Consider the following 15,557-nt stretch of genomic DNA (forward strand, 5'->3'; position numbering starts at 1 on the left):
CATAAATGCTGAAAAGATCCTTCAGACACACAATTTGGGACACTGCCTCTAATTTTATCTCACTGGCCATTATTAATATCTATGAGACCAAATTTTTTACAAAAAAAAGGCGAAGCTTAAGCTCCGCCCAAGAAGGTAATAATGAAAAAGGTTGTATTTGTTCAGGTTAGGTTTATCTGAAAGTAATTTTCTGCATTTTTAAAGCAGATATCCTGCACCATCCTTCCAAGAGAGTCGATATCTTCGGGGACAATACCGTTTTCTATATCGCTGCCGAGGATATTACAAAGAATCCTCCGGAAATACTCGTGCCGCGGATAGGAAAGAAAGCTTCGTGAATCTGTGAGCATTCCTATGAACCTGCTCAATAAGCCAAGGCTGGATAGTGCTTCAATCTGCCTTTCCATGCCGAATTTATTGTCCAAAAACCACCAAGCCGTACCGAACTGCATCTTGCCCGGGATGCTGCCGTCCTGAAAATTGCCTATCATTGATCCGATAAGCTCGTTGTCTCTTGGGTTCAGGTTGTAGATTATGGTTTTTGCCAAGCTGTCTTTGCTGTTTAATCTATCCAGGAATTTTGACAGCGGCTTAGCAATTTCTGCATCAAGAATTGAATCAAACCCCGTATCAGGGCCTAGGGCATTGAACATCTTCGAATTATTGTTCCGGAGCGCACCGAGATGAAGCTGCTGTGCCCAGCCTCTGGAATGATTCATCACTGCAAGTTCAAAAAGCATTGCGGATTTGAATTTGCTCACTTCGTCGAAAGAAAGCTCTTTCTTCGAGAGAATCTTTTGGAATATTGAATTGATTTCCGTTTCGCTGTAATCCTCTGCGCAAACCGTTTCCAAACCGTGGTCTGATATCCGGCAGCCGTTTTCATGGAAAAAGCTGTGGCGATTATTTAGAGCTTCGAGATATGCATCGAAATCTGTTATCTCGGTATCCGTTGTTTCGCTGAGCTTATCTATCCACTGAATCAGCTTGCCGGTATCCTCTGCTCCCATCGCCTTATCCGGCCGCCATGTTGGGAGAACTTTTATCTCAAACCCGTCCTCAGCAATTTTCTTGTGATGCTCCAAGCTGTCTGTTGGATCATCTGTAGTGCAGACAGCTTTAACATTCATCATCCGCATTAGATTGCGGGTGCTGTACTCACTGCTTCTCAGCATCTCGCTGGTTTTATCGTAAATCCTGTCTGCTGAGGCCGGAGAGAGAAGCTCATCAATCCCGAAATATCGCTTAAGCTCAAGATGGGTCCAATGGTGCAGCGGATTTTTGAGGGCGTATGGAATCGTTTCCGCCCATTTCTGGAATTTCTCGCGGTCTGAGGCGTTTCCAGTGGCAAATTTTTCATCTACTCCGTTAGTCCGCATTGCCCGCCATTTGTAATGATCGCCGGCGAGCCATGCCTGAGAAATATTTTCAAACTGAGCATCATCTGCAACCAGCTTCGGCGGCAGATGGCAGTGATAATCAAATAAAGGCAAATCCTTAGCGAATTCGTGATAAAGCCTTTGGGCGGTTTTAGTTTGCAGGAGGAAATTATCTGTTATAAAGTTGTCCATACCGCTTTTCCTTTCTGGGAGAATTTCCTAAACAATATAGCTTGAAGAAGCGGTTTCTCCGCCGCGTCCAGTCCAGTTGGTATGGAAAAATTCGCCACGAGGCTTATCGATTCTTTCGTATGTGTGAGCTCCGAAGTAATCTCTCTGTGCCTGAAGCATATTTGCGGGCAAGCGTTCGCTGCGGTAGCCGTCGTAAAATGCAAGCGCGCTGCTTATTGCAGGCACAGCAATACCCTTCTGAACGGCAGTTGTAACCACTCGCCTCCAAGCCTGCTGCCCGTTTTGAACAGCCTCTGCAAAGAAAGGATCGAGCAGGAGGTTAGAGAGCTCAGGATTCTTTTCGAAGGCCTCTTTTATCTTGCCGAGGAATACCGACCGAATAATGCAGCCGCCCCGCCACATCAAAGCGATTCCGCCGTAATTGAGATTCCAGCCGTATTCAGCCGCTGCAGCTCGCATAAGCTGATAGCCCTGTGCATAGCTTACAATCTTCGAGGCATAGAGAGCCTTTCGCAAATCATCAATCATTTTCCGCTTATCACCTTCAAACTGAAGAGAAGGGCCGGAAAGCTGCTTTGAAGCCTCAACGCGTTCAGTCTTGAGCGCAGAAAGACAACGCGCAAAAACGGCCTCGCCTATCAGAGTAAGCGGCTGACCTACATCAAGGGCAGCTATCGCTGTCCACTTGCCTGTACCTTTCTGGCCAGCAGTGTCCATGATTAAATCCAAAACATAATCACCGTTTTCATCTTTGTAGCCGAGTATATCACGGGTGATTTCGATGAGATACGAATCCAGCTCGCCTTCATTCCACTCTGTGAACACATCTTTCATCTCTTCGTTGCTCATTCCAAGGCCGTATTTCATAAGCTGATATGTTTCGCAGATCATCTGCATATCGCCGTATTCGATGCCGTTGTGCACCATCTTCACGAAATGGCCTGCCCCGTTTTCACCAACCCATTCGCAGCAGGGCTCGCCCTTATCTGTATGAGCAGAGATCTTCTGGAATATCGGCTTTACATGCTCCCAAGCCTTGGGGCTTCCGCCGGGCATTATTGAAGGGCCTAAAAGAGCTCCCTCCTCGCCTCCGGAAACGCCTGTACCGATATAGAGCTTGCCTTCGCTCTCTACGTATTCAGTTCTGCGGATAGTATCGGGAAAATGGCTGTTGCCCCCGTCTATTATTATGTCTCCGTCGTTTAGATGCGGGAGAACCTGCTCAATGAAGGCATCTACAGGCTTGCCCGCCTTCACCATAAGCATAATTTTCCTCGGGGATTTCAGCGAGCTGAGCAGCTCCTCCATGCTTCGGCAGCCGATTATATTTTTTCCCTTGGCTCTGCCGCTCATAAAATTATCAACTTTTGAAACCGTGCGGTTATAACAGGCAACGGTAAACCCTTTGCTTTCCATATTGAGAATAAGGTTTTCGCCCATCACTGCCAAACCTACCACTGCGATATCTGCTTTTGCCATATTGTAATCTCCTATATTATTCTGTTATCTTTTAACTCTGGCATTACCTTCCCAGATGCTCCATAGCTGGTTTTCATCTGCAGGCTGGGCGTAGTCTGTGAGCATAGTTGCAGCGAGGGCTCCGCTTGCCCAGCCGAAACGAGCACAGCTTGCTGCATCCCATCCCTGCAGGATTCCGTAAAGCAGGCCGCCAACGAATCCGTCGCCGCCTCCGATACGGTCTAAAACCCCGATTTCCCTCGGCCTTATGATTTCCCAGTCGCTGCTGTCTGTAAGAATCGCACCCCATTTATGGTTGTTTGCGGATACCACTTCACGAAGCGTGTTTCCAAACCACTTTGCGTTCGGGTAAGCCGACTGGATTCTGCCAATCATCTCTTTGAAGTTATCGATTTTTTCCTCAAGCCCTTTTCCGCCGGATTTAGGGCCTTGAATGCCAAGGCAGAGCTGGAAATCTTCTTCGTTGCCGATGAGTATGTCGCTGTTTGTAGCTATTTCAGCAAAAGCTTCGCTGAGCTCTTTTTCGCGGCCATACCAGAAGCTTGCCCTGTAGTTAAGGTCGAACGAGATAAGCGAGCCGTTTTTCTTGGCAGCTCGAACAACATCAAGGCAGAACTGGCTGGTTTTCTCAGATAAGGCAGCAACCAAGCCGGACAGGTGGACGATTTGTGCCCCCTCTTCAGCAAAAATTCTTTCCAAATCGAAATGCTCCTTGCTGAGCTCTCTGCCAACCTCGCCGGCTCTGTCGTTATGAACCCGAGGCCCGCGTGAACCCCAGCCGCTGCCGGCCATATTTATCTGATGGCGAAAGCCCCATGGCCCGCCCTGCTCGAATTCCTGGCCTTCATAATCCATCCCGCGGCTTTTGAGATTATCTTTGATGAAACGGGATACAGGGCTGCCCTTCACAAAAGCCGTAAGCACCTTGGCCGGCATTCCCAAATATGAGGAAACGCTCGCTACATTTGTTTCAGCACTTGTCGCCTGCATCTTAAAGTTTTCGCTGCAGTGGAAGGGTTGAGAGTTTTCAGGCGTAAGCCGAAGCCCCATACTCGTTGGAACAAGGATTGAATACTTTTTCTTATGATTCATTTTTCCCCAATCATCTTCTAAAATTGCCTTAACTCTTCCAGAGCCCGAGCCCTGGATTTGAAATGTAATAAATATCTTCGCCGTCAATATTATTGAACCCGTCATTTAATTCATCAGGGTTGTACTTTTCCATCATTTCATCCAAATCGGCATATCTGAAATTCACCGATTCAATCTCCTCTCTCGTTAATCCGCCCGGGCAGTAGGTAATATTGAACCGCCCTTCTGAGGAACCGTGAATCAGGTGAGCGGCAGCGCTTAGATTATCGCTCAAATCACTGTTTTTCTTTGTATTCTCAAGAACATCGGGCGTTCCTGTATAGCCGTATTTGCGAATCAAATGGTCAATCTGTTTATCCTCGCCGAATTCCTTAACACCCGGGGCAAGAATAATCAGCTCGCCTCCATCTGCCATAGCCATACGAGTTCGGTAAATAGCCTTGTTTCCAAGCCATGTGCTTTTGTACTCATCTGCCTCTAGCAGGACAACAGCTTTTTTTAAGGGTCTTTCCAACTGGGTTACATTTACCTTCTCAGACAGCTCAGCTGCCTTATGGAAACATTCTGCATCATCGCCTATAAACAGCCCGCGGGTAATATTCTCGTTTTCGCCGGCTTCAATAACAGTATGAGCGTAAACAACGGGCAGATGGCGGGCAAAATTCTCGCTCGCATAATTCAGAACGCTTCGAACAGGATTATCCGCCCTTCCCATTATTTGCTCCATCCCGTAAACGGCTCCCAGATAATGGCTTTTGTTGATGCCCTCAGCCCCGCCAGTGCCAACGAAGATGTTCTTGTTGTAGTTGGCCATGCCGATAACCTCGTGCGGGACGACTTGCCCTATCGAAAGGATAAGATCAAAATCGCCCTCTGAAATGAGCTTATTCACCTGAGCAGGCCAGTCGAAGTTGAGCCTCCCTCCGCTAACCTCGCTGATGTAGCTCGACGGCACCCTGCCTAGAGCAGTTATATCCTCCCGCCAATTATGCACTCGGAACAAATCAGAGGGTACATCTCCGAACATCCGCTTGATTTCCGTCTCTGTCATGGGATTGTGAGTTCCAAGGGCGGGGAGAATATCAGTAAGCTTATCTCCGTAATACTCCCACGCAAAGCGGGTAAGCTCGCCGGCACGGGAATAGAATCTCGTATTATCCGGCGGGACAACAAGAACCCTTTTGCAGGCTCCAAGCATATCGAGAGCCTCAAATAGAGCTGATCGCAAATCTCGGCCGGACAGTTTTGCGTTTTCGCTGCCTGAGCTGCAGTAAAGCATAATCAATTCCCCTCTAAAACGGAAAAAACCGAATATCCACCCTAATTAAACGCCGCTGAAGGCACTGAATCCCCCGTCGATAGGGATTACAGTTCCCGTTACAAATCTTGAAGCATCGCTCAAAAGCCAGAATACAGTGCCGCTGAGGTATTCAGGCTTCCCGAATTCACCCATTGGTGTATGGTCTATAATCGTCTTTCCTCTGTTGGTAAGCTCGCCAGTTTTCTCGTCTGTTAGCAGGAAGCGGTTCTGCTCTGTGAGGAAAAATCCCGGCGCAATGGCATTCACCCTTATATCGGGGGAATAATTATTTGCCATATGAACTGAAAGCCATTTAGTAAAGTTGCTTACGGCGGCCTTGGCCGCTGCATAGCCGCAGATATTCGTTAGCGGGGTTAGAGCTGCCATACTCGAGACATTGAGTATGCTGCCCTGCTTTTTATCTGCAAAATACTCTCCGAACACCTGAGAGGGAAGGAAAGTGCCGAAAAAGTTCAAGTCAAACACGAAATGCATCGCATCCTCGGGTATATCAAAAAATCTCATATCTCCCGAGGCAGTAGCGTCTTTACGGTTCCCTCCTGCGCCGTTAATAAGCCCATCAACACCGCCCATTATCTCTACAGATTTTTCGAGCGTCTGCTGGATTTGTTCTTTATTAAGAACGTTACATTTAACAGCCGAGGCAGAATTACCCTGCTCATTTATTTCTTCTGCAACCTTCTGTGCCTTTTCTTCATCGTAATCAGCAATGCAGATTTTAGCCCCGCCAGCGGCCAGATCATTAGCCATCCTGCTGCCTAAAACCCCTGCGCCGCCTGTTATAACATACCTCTTTCCAGTCAGGTCAAACATATTTTTCATTTAGCTACCTCAATATTTTACTTTTAACTCAAGCTCTGAGTTTTATTATAACTAAAAAAATTACAAGTTCAAAGAATAATTTCTTGAAAAACTCATTGACTGAGTTAATATACTTGTATGAACGTAACTGCAATAGATTCAAAAAACGCAGGCCTTAAGAATGAAAGGCTTGTTCTCAAGCTTTTGCGCAACCAAACAACGCTCTCTCAGGCTCAAATCTGCCAGAAAACTGGTCTGGGCAGCTCTACTGTTACTTACATTGTGGGAAGGCTTAGAAACAAAGGGCTGATCAAAGAAACCCTCGGAGAAAGCACAAAAAGAGGTGCGAGGCCGAAGTGGATCTCAATCAATCCAGACGGCGGTTTTGTTGCAGGGGCAGAAATATCTCCAAACCATATCTCAATAGCTTTATACAATTTGGATTCCACTCAAAGAGACAGAGTTAAGCTGCCTTTGGCTTCCGACCGTTCTGCAGAAAATGTTGTAAAGCTGCTGGAAATCACCATAAAGGGCATTCTCAACAAACATGAATTGAAGATAGACAAGCTTTTCGGTATCGGGCTGGCTCTGAGCGGTTCGATCTCGCCTGAAGGTGTTGTTAAGCTTTCAGGACCTATGTGCTGGAAAAATGTGCCTTTGAAGGCGATGCTTGCTGAGTATTTCGAATGCCCTGTTTATGTTTACACAACAAAGGTCCGCCTTCTCGCAGAGCTGGAAGCTTCTCCATCTCTTAACCGAAAGAATATTGTTTACTTCAATGTTGCAGACGGCGTGGGGCTCAATAACATAATCGACGGAAATCTCATCAACGGAGCAACAAACCGCTGCGGTGAGATTGGGCATATAGTAATAGATCGAAAGGGCCCTCTTTGCGGCTGCGGGCAGCGTGGCTGCCTTGAAGCACACATTTCCGGACCGGCGATTGCCGAGAAGATTATGAAAGACCTTGCCTCTGGTATCGAAAGCGGATTTTCGGAGGCTTTGAACGAAGAAAACGAACCGGAAGACATTGTCAGGGAGTGGAAAAAGCTTATCAGCGAACAGGATCAATACGCCTTATCACTTCGAGATTACGCAGCCGATAAAATTAGCTGGGCAGCGGCTATGGCAATAAATATGTTCGACCCTGAAGTATTGATACTCGCTGGATACGTTAATGATGCCTGCTCTGACTTTTTTATGCAGTCTATATTAAATCGTTTCAAAACAGATGTATATGACGAAACTTCAAGAAATATCAAAATAATACCGGCAAAAGCCGGCCTTGAGGCTCTGATGAAAGGTGCATCGGAAGCTGTTATAGAAAAACATTTCAGTATATAATTTTTATTAAGTGGGGTAATCGTGAAGAAAGAATCTTCGTTTTTCGTAAGCGGTTTAATTATCGGCCTTATCGCAGCGACGGCCATATTTTCATTGTTTGTCCGCTCTATGGACGGGAGGTCTGAAAAGACAGTGCTGAAGCTCGGCCATTGTCTCGACACAAACCATCCGGTACATAAGGGAATGGTGTTTATGAAAGAGCGTATAGAAGAGCTCTCCGGCGGAGAGGCAACGATCGATATTTATCCCAGCAGTGTGCTCGGGTCTGAGGTGGAATGTATTGCCCAGCTTCGCAGCGGAGACCTTGCAATGACCAAAACCTCAGCTGCTTCTCTTGAGAATTTCGTTCCTGAGCTGAAGGTATTCGGCCTTCCCTACCTTTTCAGATCTGAAGAGCATTTCTGGACAGTTCTTAAAAGCGAGCTTGGCAGGAAGCTGCTCGAAAAAGGCAACAATAAAGGTGTGAAGGGGCTTTGCTACTACGATTCAGGCAGCCGAAATTTCTACACTAAAGACACGCCTATAAAGACACCTGAAGATTTGAAAAATTTGAAGATAAGAGTTATGAACAGCGAGATGGCAATGAAAATGGTAAGCTCGCTCGGGGCTTCTCCAACACCAATTGCATGGGGCGAGCTCTATACAGCTCTTGCACAGGGAACAGTTGACGGAGCAGAAAACAACCCGCCCAGCTTTACTACAAACAAGCATTACGAGGTTTGTAAGCATTTCTCAAAAGACGCCCATACGCGAATACCAGATGTGCTGTTGATAAGCACAAAGATATGGAACACCCTCGATAACAGACTGCAGGGATGGCTGGTGCAGGCAGCCGGAGAATCCAGAGAATACCAGAGACAGCTTTGGCAAGAAGAAACAAAGGAATCGCTTGAAACAGCTAAAGAAAACGGTGTAACTATACATGATGTTGATCAGAGCCTCTTTGCTGAGAAAGTTCAGCCTCTTTACGAAGAGATGGAAGATCAGAAAATGAAAAATCTTGTAGAGAAAATTCGAGAGATTAAACCATGAAAATAGCGATACTCAAAAAAACAAGATACTGGCTCTGCCGACTGCTTGAATACGGTCTGATTATTGCGATGGCAGTGCTTGTTCTGGACGTATTGTGGGGCGTATTTACCCGTTTCGTTCTTGGCGGGCAGGCAAAATGGACAGAAGAGCTTGCTCGATTTCTGCTTGTCTGGGTTGCCCTTCTTGGCGGAGCCCTTGCATTTGGCGAAAATGCTCATCTCGGGGTTGATTATTTCGTTGGAAAACTCGCACCTGAGGCGAGGAAGCTGGTTAAAGTTTTCACTCAGTTCATAGTCCTTTTTTTCGCTATAGCTGTATTCATAATCGGCGGTACTCAGGTAGTTTCTGCGAATATGGACCAGACAACTGCTGCCCTAACTCCAGCTGTAGGCATAACGATGGGGCACGTATATCTTGCCCTACCAATTGCCGGGGCATTTATGATCTTGTTTACAGCAGAGCAGCTTGCAGAAACATTTCTTGAAAAAGACCAGCAGAAGGAGGAAAACTAATGGGATCGATAACACTGATTCTTGTACTGGGATTCGTACTCCTGCTTATAATTAACGTTCCTATAGCCGTTTCTATCGCTGTTGCAGCCTTTATGGCAATAGCAGCTCAGGGCAGCGACCCTTCAGTTATGATAGCGGCGAAAATGGCCGAGGGGGTAAACAGCTTTGCCCTTCTTGCGATTCCATTCTTTATCTTTTCCGGCCAGCTTATGGGCAGAGGCGGAATGGCACGGAGACTCATAGATTTTGCAAACTCTCTTGTTGGTATGTTCCCCGGAGGGCTTGCCTACGTTAATACGCTGACCTGTATGCTCTTCGGATCTATTTCAGGGTCTGCAGCTGCGGCAGTTTCATCTGTTGGCGGATTTATGATTCCCGAGATGAACAAAAAAGGCTACAACCGAGAGTTCAACGTAGCAGTAACTACCACCGCTGCTACTACGGGGCTCCTAATCCCTCCGAGCAATGTAATGATTGTGTATTCAGTTGCAGCGGGGAGCGTTTCGATTGCAGCAATGTTTATGGCGGGGATTCTTCCCGGCATCATCACCGGTCTTTTCATTATGCTTGTATGCGGCTATTTCGCCTTCAAACACAAATACAGCTCGGCAGACAGGGTTTCATTTGTGGAGGCTCTGCTGTCGTTCAAGCGAGCAATCCTAAGCCTTCTGCTTGTTATAGTAGTTATAGGCGGAATCCTCAAAGGCATATTCACCGCCACTGAAGCGGCGGCTGTAGCAGTGCTTTATGCGTTCATACTATCAGTAATGGTTTATCGGGAAATAAAGATGAATGAGCTTCCCGAAATACTAAAAAAAACAGGCATAACAACAGCTGTGGTAATGCTTTTAATAGGAGCAAGCTCGGGAATGAGCTGGATAATGACAATGGCCAACATACCGCAGTCTGTAAGCAGCGGACTGATAAGCCTTTCAGATAATCCAGTTGTGATTCTCTTTACAATCAATCTGCTGCTCCTGTTTGTTGGAACTTTTATGGATATGACCCCCGCAGTGCTTATATTTACGCCGATTTTCCTGCCCGTAGTTAAAACTATGGGTATGCACGAGATTCACTTCGGAATAATGCTCATAGCCAACCTTTGCATCGGGCTTTGCACTCCGCCGGTTGGGACGTGCCTGTTTATTGGATGCGGGGCAGGAAAAACCACTATCGCAAAAGTTACCCGCTATATGCTTCCATTTTTCGGGGCAATGGCAGTATCGCTGATGGTGATTACGTACGTTCCAAAGGTCTCGCTGTGGCTGCCGGTTAAAACGGGACAGCTCAAGGCGGAGGCTGTAGAAAAAACCGTTCAAGAATGGAACAGCAACGTTTTAGGTATGGAGCCGAATAAGAAAGCCGAAGAATCCGGCGAGCAATAGCTGATTGCTTTTTTTTAACGCGACTTAAAATCTAAGGGTGCTTTTAAATAAAGCACCCTTTTACTTTCAGTTATCAGCTTCTAATTGAATTGTTGGCCATTTTTAGTGTTTTCGTAGAGCTGTTTTACTTGGGAATCACTTAAGCCGTAATTATAGATTCGAACCTCGTCGATAAGCCCTTCAAAGTTTTCGTCTGCCGGCCAGTTGCTTTTTCCTATATAATTGCGGGTGCGTTTGACATTTGAAAGCCCCGCTTCCCCTTCAGCTTCAAGTTTTCCGTTAACAAAAAGTTTTGCCTTGCCTGAGGAGGAAACCGAAGCAGTGAACATCTGCCATTCATTAAGCTCTATCACATTTTCTGCTCGAAGAAGACCTGAGGAGCTTTCGCCTGAAAATGAATTGAAAATGAGACTGTCCGAACTTGCCTCACGGGTAAGGAAGATATTATCAGAGGATTCGCCTCTGCCCAAATCCACAAACCTTGCCCAATTCTTTACGGCAGTGGGATATGCCCACACAGACACTGTGCAGCCCTTTACAAAATCATTAAAACCTTCAGGAAGCTGAATAAAATCATCCTTGCCGTCGAACTTAATCGATCCGCCAGCAACTCCGTTTTCTGAGTCGCTGTGAAAAGAAAAGCTGCCGATAAGACTTCCATCATTCCCAGCCCCGCTTGCATCTGATGCGATTTTGCCTGCATCTTCATCAAGTTTCCAATGGCCGAGCAGTTTTTTCACGGTAGGCTGAGGGATCGGATTTGCATGCTCCTTATCTGCTGGGAGCCAGACAGCCATTTGCCCTTCACCTCTGTGAGCCCATGCGTAGTAAGGAATGGCAGTGAAAGAAACATATTTAGAAACTGATTTTGATTTTTCAGTTTCGAAAAGCCCCTTTACAGTCCCCGTAATTACGCTGCCTTTATTGGTAATACCGTCCAGCCCAAGCATATTTTTACGGTATTCTCCCTTAAGCTCAGCATCTTCTGGAATATACAGATGAGTAATACGTTTGCTCTTGAAATCGGGCCATTCGGCGCAGTAAACTATTGGGCCGCGCTCGAGTGCAATTCTACCGCGGTTCGCCTTGATTTTCGGGTGCGGCAAAACCCGCCTAACTTTCATAGGCAGGGTTAACCTGATTTTATCGCCAGCCTCCCATTTTCGAGTGACAGCAACATAGCCTTTATCTACTTCAAGCGGCACGGATTTGCCGTTTACGAGAAGCTCTGGTTTTTTATCAAAGCTATCTTTATAGCGGTAGAGATTTCCAGGAACGGGATTATTCTGCGCCCAGCCCGGTATGCGAACATATACTGTGAACCGAGTTTGCTCTTCGGGCGAAACATTTATCGAGATATTGCCTTTCCAAGGATATCCGCCCTTCTGAACCATTTCGACCTCAGTGCCTGAGAGCTGAAACTTACTCCTGCCCTGTATATACAGATTAACCCAAACTGAATCATCGCTGCAAGCATAAACATAACCGGGAATCGACGGGATTGTACGTGCAATATTTCCTATACAGCAGTTGCACTCAAACCAAGCGCTGCGTGAATAGCCGCCGCTGGAGACAAGCGGATTGGGATAGAAGAAGGTATCACCTTTCAGCGAAACCCCGCTGATGAGTGAATTGTAGAGGCTTCGTTCCAGCGAATCTATGTACTTAGCTTGCCTGTAGCGCAGAAACATCCGCTGATTCCACATTACATTTGCAATCTGAGCGCAGGTTTCGCAGTATCCGTCGTTTGGAAGTTCATAGGGCTTGCCGAATGATTCTCCTCCATGCTTTGCTCCAAGTCCTCCGGTGATATACATTTTCGTATCATCTATGCTGTGCCAAATATTTACCAGTGTACCCATCAGCTTTGCGCTGTAAGCAGAATCGGGCGTTCGTGCGGCTATATCTGCCATGCCGATATAGAGATACAATGCCCGGACAACGTGCCCTACAGCCTCATCCTGCTGGAGAACTGGCTTATGGTCTTGATGGTATTCGCCCCAAGGGCTGTAGTCTTCGGTTGATTTGCCTCTTATATCAACGAAATATCTGGCAAGCTCAAGATATTCCTCGTTGCCGGTTACCTCTGAAAGCCTCGCAAGGCCAGATTCTGCAATCTCATGACCGGGCGGGATTTCTACGCCTCCCTCATGGAAGGTATCCACCAGAAGGTCTGCAAATTTCATTGCCACATTCAAGAGCGATTTCTTGCCTGTCGCCTGATAATGAGCAATCGCAGCTTCAAAAAGATGCCCTGCATTGTATAGCTCATGGCTCATTGAAAGATTTGCCCACCTCTCATTTCCGCTCCATCTATCTCTGCCGTTGGTTCGCATCGTGTAGAGATAGCCGTCATCTTCCTGAGCCGCTGCAATTAGCTCTATGAGCTCATCAAGATATTCCTCCAACTCAGGGTCAGGCGAGACCATAAGCGAATAGCTCGCCCCTTCAAGCGTCTTGTATATGTCTGTATCATCGAACGGAAAATGATAGCGAGGTTCGCCGTCCTTCAGTCCGCCGGCAATTGCAAAGTTATCAATCCGCCCGGTCTCCTCGAGTTTATCGAAAATATAAGGAACGGTAACCTTGCGGTTTGTCTGCAAACGGGGAAGCCAAAAGTGATCATTAAACGACACCTTTGTAAACGGAACAGGATATAGATAGCTCCGCTGATTAGCGCTGTTCTTTTGTGCCAAAATTACCTCGCTCTGCAACAGCAAGATGAATAAGACAGCGGCAGATGAAACTAATAGCAATTTTTTGTTTCTCATAATTCTAACCTTCTGAAATAACCCATATTTCTACTTTTGAACTGACAAGGGGGAAATACCTTCATGCGTCGGCTCTACAGGCAGGATTCTTCCGGACTCATCAAACTGCATCTTATCAATACACACTTCTCTGTTATAGCCTGCTGAACGCCCCATCTCAATCCCCTTAGGATATGTGAACCGGTGATAGACGATGAAACGCTGGTCAATATTCGGAGCAGCGATCGTGGAGTTGTGGCCGGTAGCGTATATACCCTTTTCTGGAGCTTTCGATAAAATTAAATTGTCTTCCGGTATATTCAGCTCACCAAGAGGGGACTCGGCAACAGCGTAGCGAACTCTGTAATCCTCGCTTCTTGTATCATTTTCAGACCACAGGAAATAATATTTGCCTTTGCGGCAGAAAACATGCACGCCTTCTCTGAAAGTTCTGTCAGGAGTCATAATTTTGAGTGTGTCTTGTTTAATAGAAAGCATATCATCGCTCAGCTCTGCGCCGGCGAGATAACCGTTGCCCCAGAAAAGGTAGTCTTTGCCGGTTTGAGGATCACAGAAAACATCAGGATCGATTTCCTGTCCTCGGTTTATACCTTCAGGATGAGAGCTGATCAGAGGCTTTCCGGAATCAACAAATCTGCCGGCAGGTTCATCAGAAACTGCGACTCCAATCTTCTGTGCAGCGGTGAAATAGTAGAAGTATTTATAATTACCTTCGATTTTCTTTTCGATTATGCAGGGCGCCCATGCGTTGCGGCTTGTCCAGCTCACATCTTTCTTTAGATCAAGGATTACCCCTTCATCCTTCCAGTTCACCAAATTCTCCGAAGAGAATGCCTTAAAAAATGTTCCAGACCATCCGGTATAGCCGTCGCTGGTGGGGTAAATATAGAATTTGCCGGTTTTCTCTGAATAAATGATATCTGGGTCTGCATATAAACCGCTAAGCACTGGATTATTCCAGCGGGAGGCTCTTACCTGATATTTCTCCTTTGTGCCAACATATTCAAATGTGTATTCAACCGCACCTTCAGAAAAGTCCTGAGCTCCTTCCGGCGAGACTGAAGCAAATGAGCAAACGCTGAACTCAGGATCTAAGCTTTCAAGATCAGTTTCATTTTTCACCGGAAGATGGATTACTTTATTTTCCACGTCAAAGGAAACATTATTAGTTTTTACGTATTTCGAGCCCGCAATAAAAGAAAGATGCTTCAAGGAGCCCCACTGCTCTACAAGCCTTAAATACTCATCGCTGGTAATCGGCATTACCGTTCCATGCCTTGGATGAAAATCCATGGAGATCTCATCATCGATAACTTTAAAATTCAGCAGGTCGGAAGACCGCGTAAACTGGTACCTTCCCCGAGTATAAACATCGTACATCAGAATCCATTCGTCGGTATCGTTAAGTTTGAATATACCTGAACCCTCCACTCGATGGCGTGAACGATCCATTCGCCTGCTGCTGTAAAGCCTGTAACCTTCTGTAAGCCTGTTTGATACTGCAAGCTTTATTCCCGGGTCTCCATCTTCTGCTTTGTAGAAGAGGTAAAACCTTCCGTCCTTCTTGATTATATCCCCGTCGATGCATGCTTTGGTGTTGCTGTCTTCAGGCGGGTAGTAGAGCTGTTTCGGTGCAGATTCCAGTCCGGCAAAATCCTTATCCGCATAAGCATAGTATATAACATCAGGTTCATCGCCCTGTTTCATTGAGAAATACACCATATACTTGCCGGCATTTTCGTCATAGATCGTCTGCGGCGCCCATACGCGGTTTACATCGCCGAATTTCTCGGGAAAGGTTTCAGGGATATTCACAACTGAAGACTCCCAATGAATCAGATCCTTCGATTTCAACATAATCATTGCATAATTATTCCATCCCATATCGGGCACATACAGGTCTGTAGCAACAATATAAAATGTTTTTCCATCAGCCCCGCGAAGGATGTGAGGGTCTCGAACGCCTCCGGTTGAGCTGATCTTGCTCGAAGATATTACTGGTTTGCTGCTATTGAGAGCTTTGTAATTGAAACCGTCAAGACTCAGTGCGAAATGAATCTGTTCCTCACCGGGGCCGTTGCCGGTGAAGTATGTGAATAAATAGCCGGAGAATTCCTTCTCGCAAGCAGCTCTCAAAGTATGCCAATTGCCAAAAATCAGTGTTAAGGCAAAAACAGGAAATAAAAACAAGAGCCTTGTTTTACGTAATTTTTTCATACTGATAATCCTTTTGATATATAAGTTTCATT

General features: G+C 46.2%; 11 protein-coding genes. 4 read left to right on the plus strand and 7 right to left on the minus strand.

From position 1 onward, the window contains the following. Positions 1 to 161: 161 nt before the first annotated feature. Genes uxaC through STSP1_RS01980 form a run of 5 tightly spaced genes read right to left on the minus strand, consistent with a single transcriptional unit; the run spans position 162 to position 6,285 of the window. Positions 162 to 1,571 carry a glucuronate isomerase gene (gene uxaC / locus STSP1_RS01960; protein WP_085754740.1) on the minus strand — a complete coding sequence of 470 codons (1,410 nt, stop codon included), beginning with the start codon at positions 1,569 to 1,571 and terminating at the stop codon, positions 162 to 164. 27 nt (positions 1,572 to 1,598) lie between these two features. After that, positions 1,599 to 3,050, minus strand: coding sequence for a decarboxylating NADP(+)-dependent phosphogluconate dehydrogenase (gene gnd, locus STSP1_RS01965; protein WP_085754741.1), 1,452 nt, complete (start codon positions 3,048 to 3,050; stop codon positions 1,599 to 1,601). 24 nt (positions 3,051 to 3,074) lie between these two features. Continuing rightward, on the minus strand, positions 3,075 to 4,142 hold the full coding sequence (locus STSP1_RS01970) for a sugar kinase (protein WP_085754742.1): 1,068 nt from the start codon (positions 4,140 to 4,142) through the stop codon (positions 3,075 to 3,077). 28 nt (positions 4,143 to 4,170) lie between these two features. After that, positions 4,171 to 5,421, minus strand: a complete 1,251-nt coding sequence (locus STSP1_RS01975) for a nickel-dependent putative hexonate epimerase (protein ID WP_085754743.1) — start codon at positions 5,419 to 5,421, stop codon at positions 4,171 to 4,173. A 45-nt stretch (positions 5,422 to 5,466) separates the two neighbouring features. Beyond that, on the minus strand, positions 5,467 to 6,285 hold the full coding sequence (locus tag STSP1_RS01980; protein ID WP_085754744.1) for an SDR family oxidoreductase: 819 nt from the start codon (positions 6,283 to 6,285) through the stop codon (positions 5,467 to 5,469). 117 nt (positions 6,286 to 6,402) lie between these two features. Between STSP1_RS01980 and STSP1_RS01985 the strand changes: the two genes are divergently transcribed. The 4 genes from STSP1_RS01985 to STSP1_RS02000 are packed head-to-tail and all read left to right on the plus strand — an operon-like array spanning position 6,403 to position 10,537. After that, complete coding sequence (locus STSP1_RS01985) at positions 6,403 to 7,608, plus strand: ROK family transcriptional regulator (RefSeq protein WP_085754745.1); 1,206 nt, start codon at positions 6,403 to 6,405, stop codon at positions 7,606 to 7,608. Positions 7,609 to 7,629: 21 nt separating this feature from the next. Further along, on the plus strand, positions 7,630 to 8,640 hold the full coding sequence (locus STSP1_RS01990; RefSeq protein WP_085754746.1) for a TRAP transporter substrate-binding protein: 1,011 nt from the start codon (positions 7,630 to 7,632) through the stop codon (positions 8,638 to 8,640). Next, on the plus strand, positions 8,637 to 9,152 hold the full coding sequence (locus STSP1_RS01995) for a TRAP transporter small permease (protein WP_085754747.1): 516 nt from the start codon (positions 8,637 to 8,639) through the stop codon (positions 9,150 to 9,152). Before STSP1_RS01990 ends, STSP1_RS01995 begins: the two co-directional genes overlap by 4 nt. After that, positions 9,152 to 10,537, plus strand: a complete 1,386-nt coding sequence (locus STSP1_RS02000; protein WP_085754748.1) for a TRAP transporter large permease — start codon at positions 9,152 to 9,154, stop codon at positions 10,535 to 10,537. The genes STSP1_RS01995 and STSP1_RS02000 overlap by 1 nt, the downstream gene beginning before the upstream one ends. An 80-nt stretch (positions 10,538 to 10,617) precedes the next feature. On the opposite strand, the gene STSP1_RS02005 is transcribed toward STSP1_RS02000, so the two are convergent. Further along, on the minus strand, positions 10,618 to 13,233 hold the full coding sequence (locus STSP1_RS02005; RefSeq protein ID WP_123806949.1) for a beta-L-arabinofuranosidase domain-containing protein: 2,616 nt from the start codon (positions 13,231 to 13,233) through the stop codon (positions 10,618 to 10,620). Between the two features lie 105 nt (positions 13,234 to 13,338). Further along, entirely contained in the window at positions 13,339 to 15,525 is a 2,187-nt protein-coding gene (locus tag STSP1_RS02010) for a glycoside hydrolase family 43 protein (RefSeq protein WP_085754750.1), read from the minus strand. Positions 15,526 to 15,557 lie beyond the last annotated feature (32 nt).

The sequence above is a fragment of the Sedimentisphaera salicampi genome (genome assembly GCF_002117005.1).
GTDB lineage: Bacteria > Planctomycetota > Phycisphaerae > Sedimentisphaerales > Sedimentisphaeraceae > Sedimentisphaera > Sedimentisphaera salicampi.

Coding starts and splice junctions, on each gene's coding strand:
- STSP1_RS02000 (WP_085754748.1), top strand. CDS start 9,152: ATGGGATCGATAACACTGATTCTTGTACTGGGATTCGTACTCCTGCTT.
- STSP1_RS01970 (WP_085754742.1), bottom strand. CDS start 4,142: ATGAATCATAAGAAAAAGTATTCAATCCTTGTTCCAACGAGTATGGGG.
- STSP1_RS01995 (WP_085754747.1), top strand. CDS start 8,637: ATGAAAATAGCGATACTCAAAAAAACAAGATACTGGCTCTGCCGACTG.
- STSP1_RS02010 (WP_085754750.1), bottom strand. CDS start 15,525: ATGAAAAAATTACGTAAAACAAGGCTCTTGTTTTTATTTCCTGTTTTT.
- gnd (WP_085754741.1), bottom strand. CDS start 3,050: ATGGCAAAAGCAGATATCGCAGTGGTAGGTTTGGCAGTGATGGGCGAA.
- uxaC (WP_085754740.1), bottom strand. CDS start 1,571: ATGGACAACTTTATAACAGATAATTTCCTCCTGCAAACTAAAACCGCC.
- STSP1_RS01980 (WP_085754744.1), bottom strand. CDS start 6,285: ATGAAAAATATGTTTGACCTGACTGGAAAGAGGTATGTTATAACAGGC.
- STSP1_RS01985 (WP_085754745.1), top strand. CDS start 6,403: ATGAACGTAACTGCAATAGATTCAAAAAACGCAGGCCTTAAGAATGAA.
- STSP1_RS01975 (WP_085754743.1), bottom strand. CDS start 5,421: ATGCTTTACTGCAGCTCAGGCAGCGAAAACGCAAAACTGTCCGGCCGA.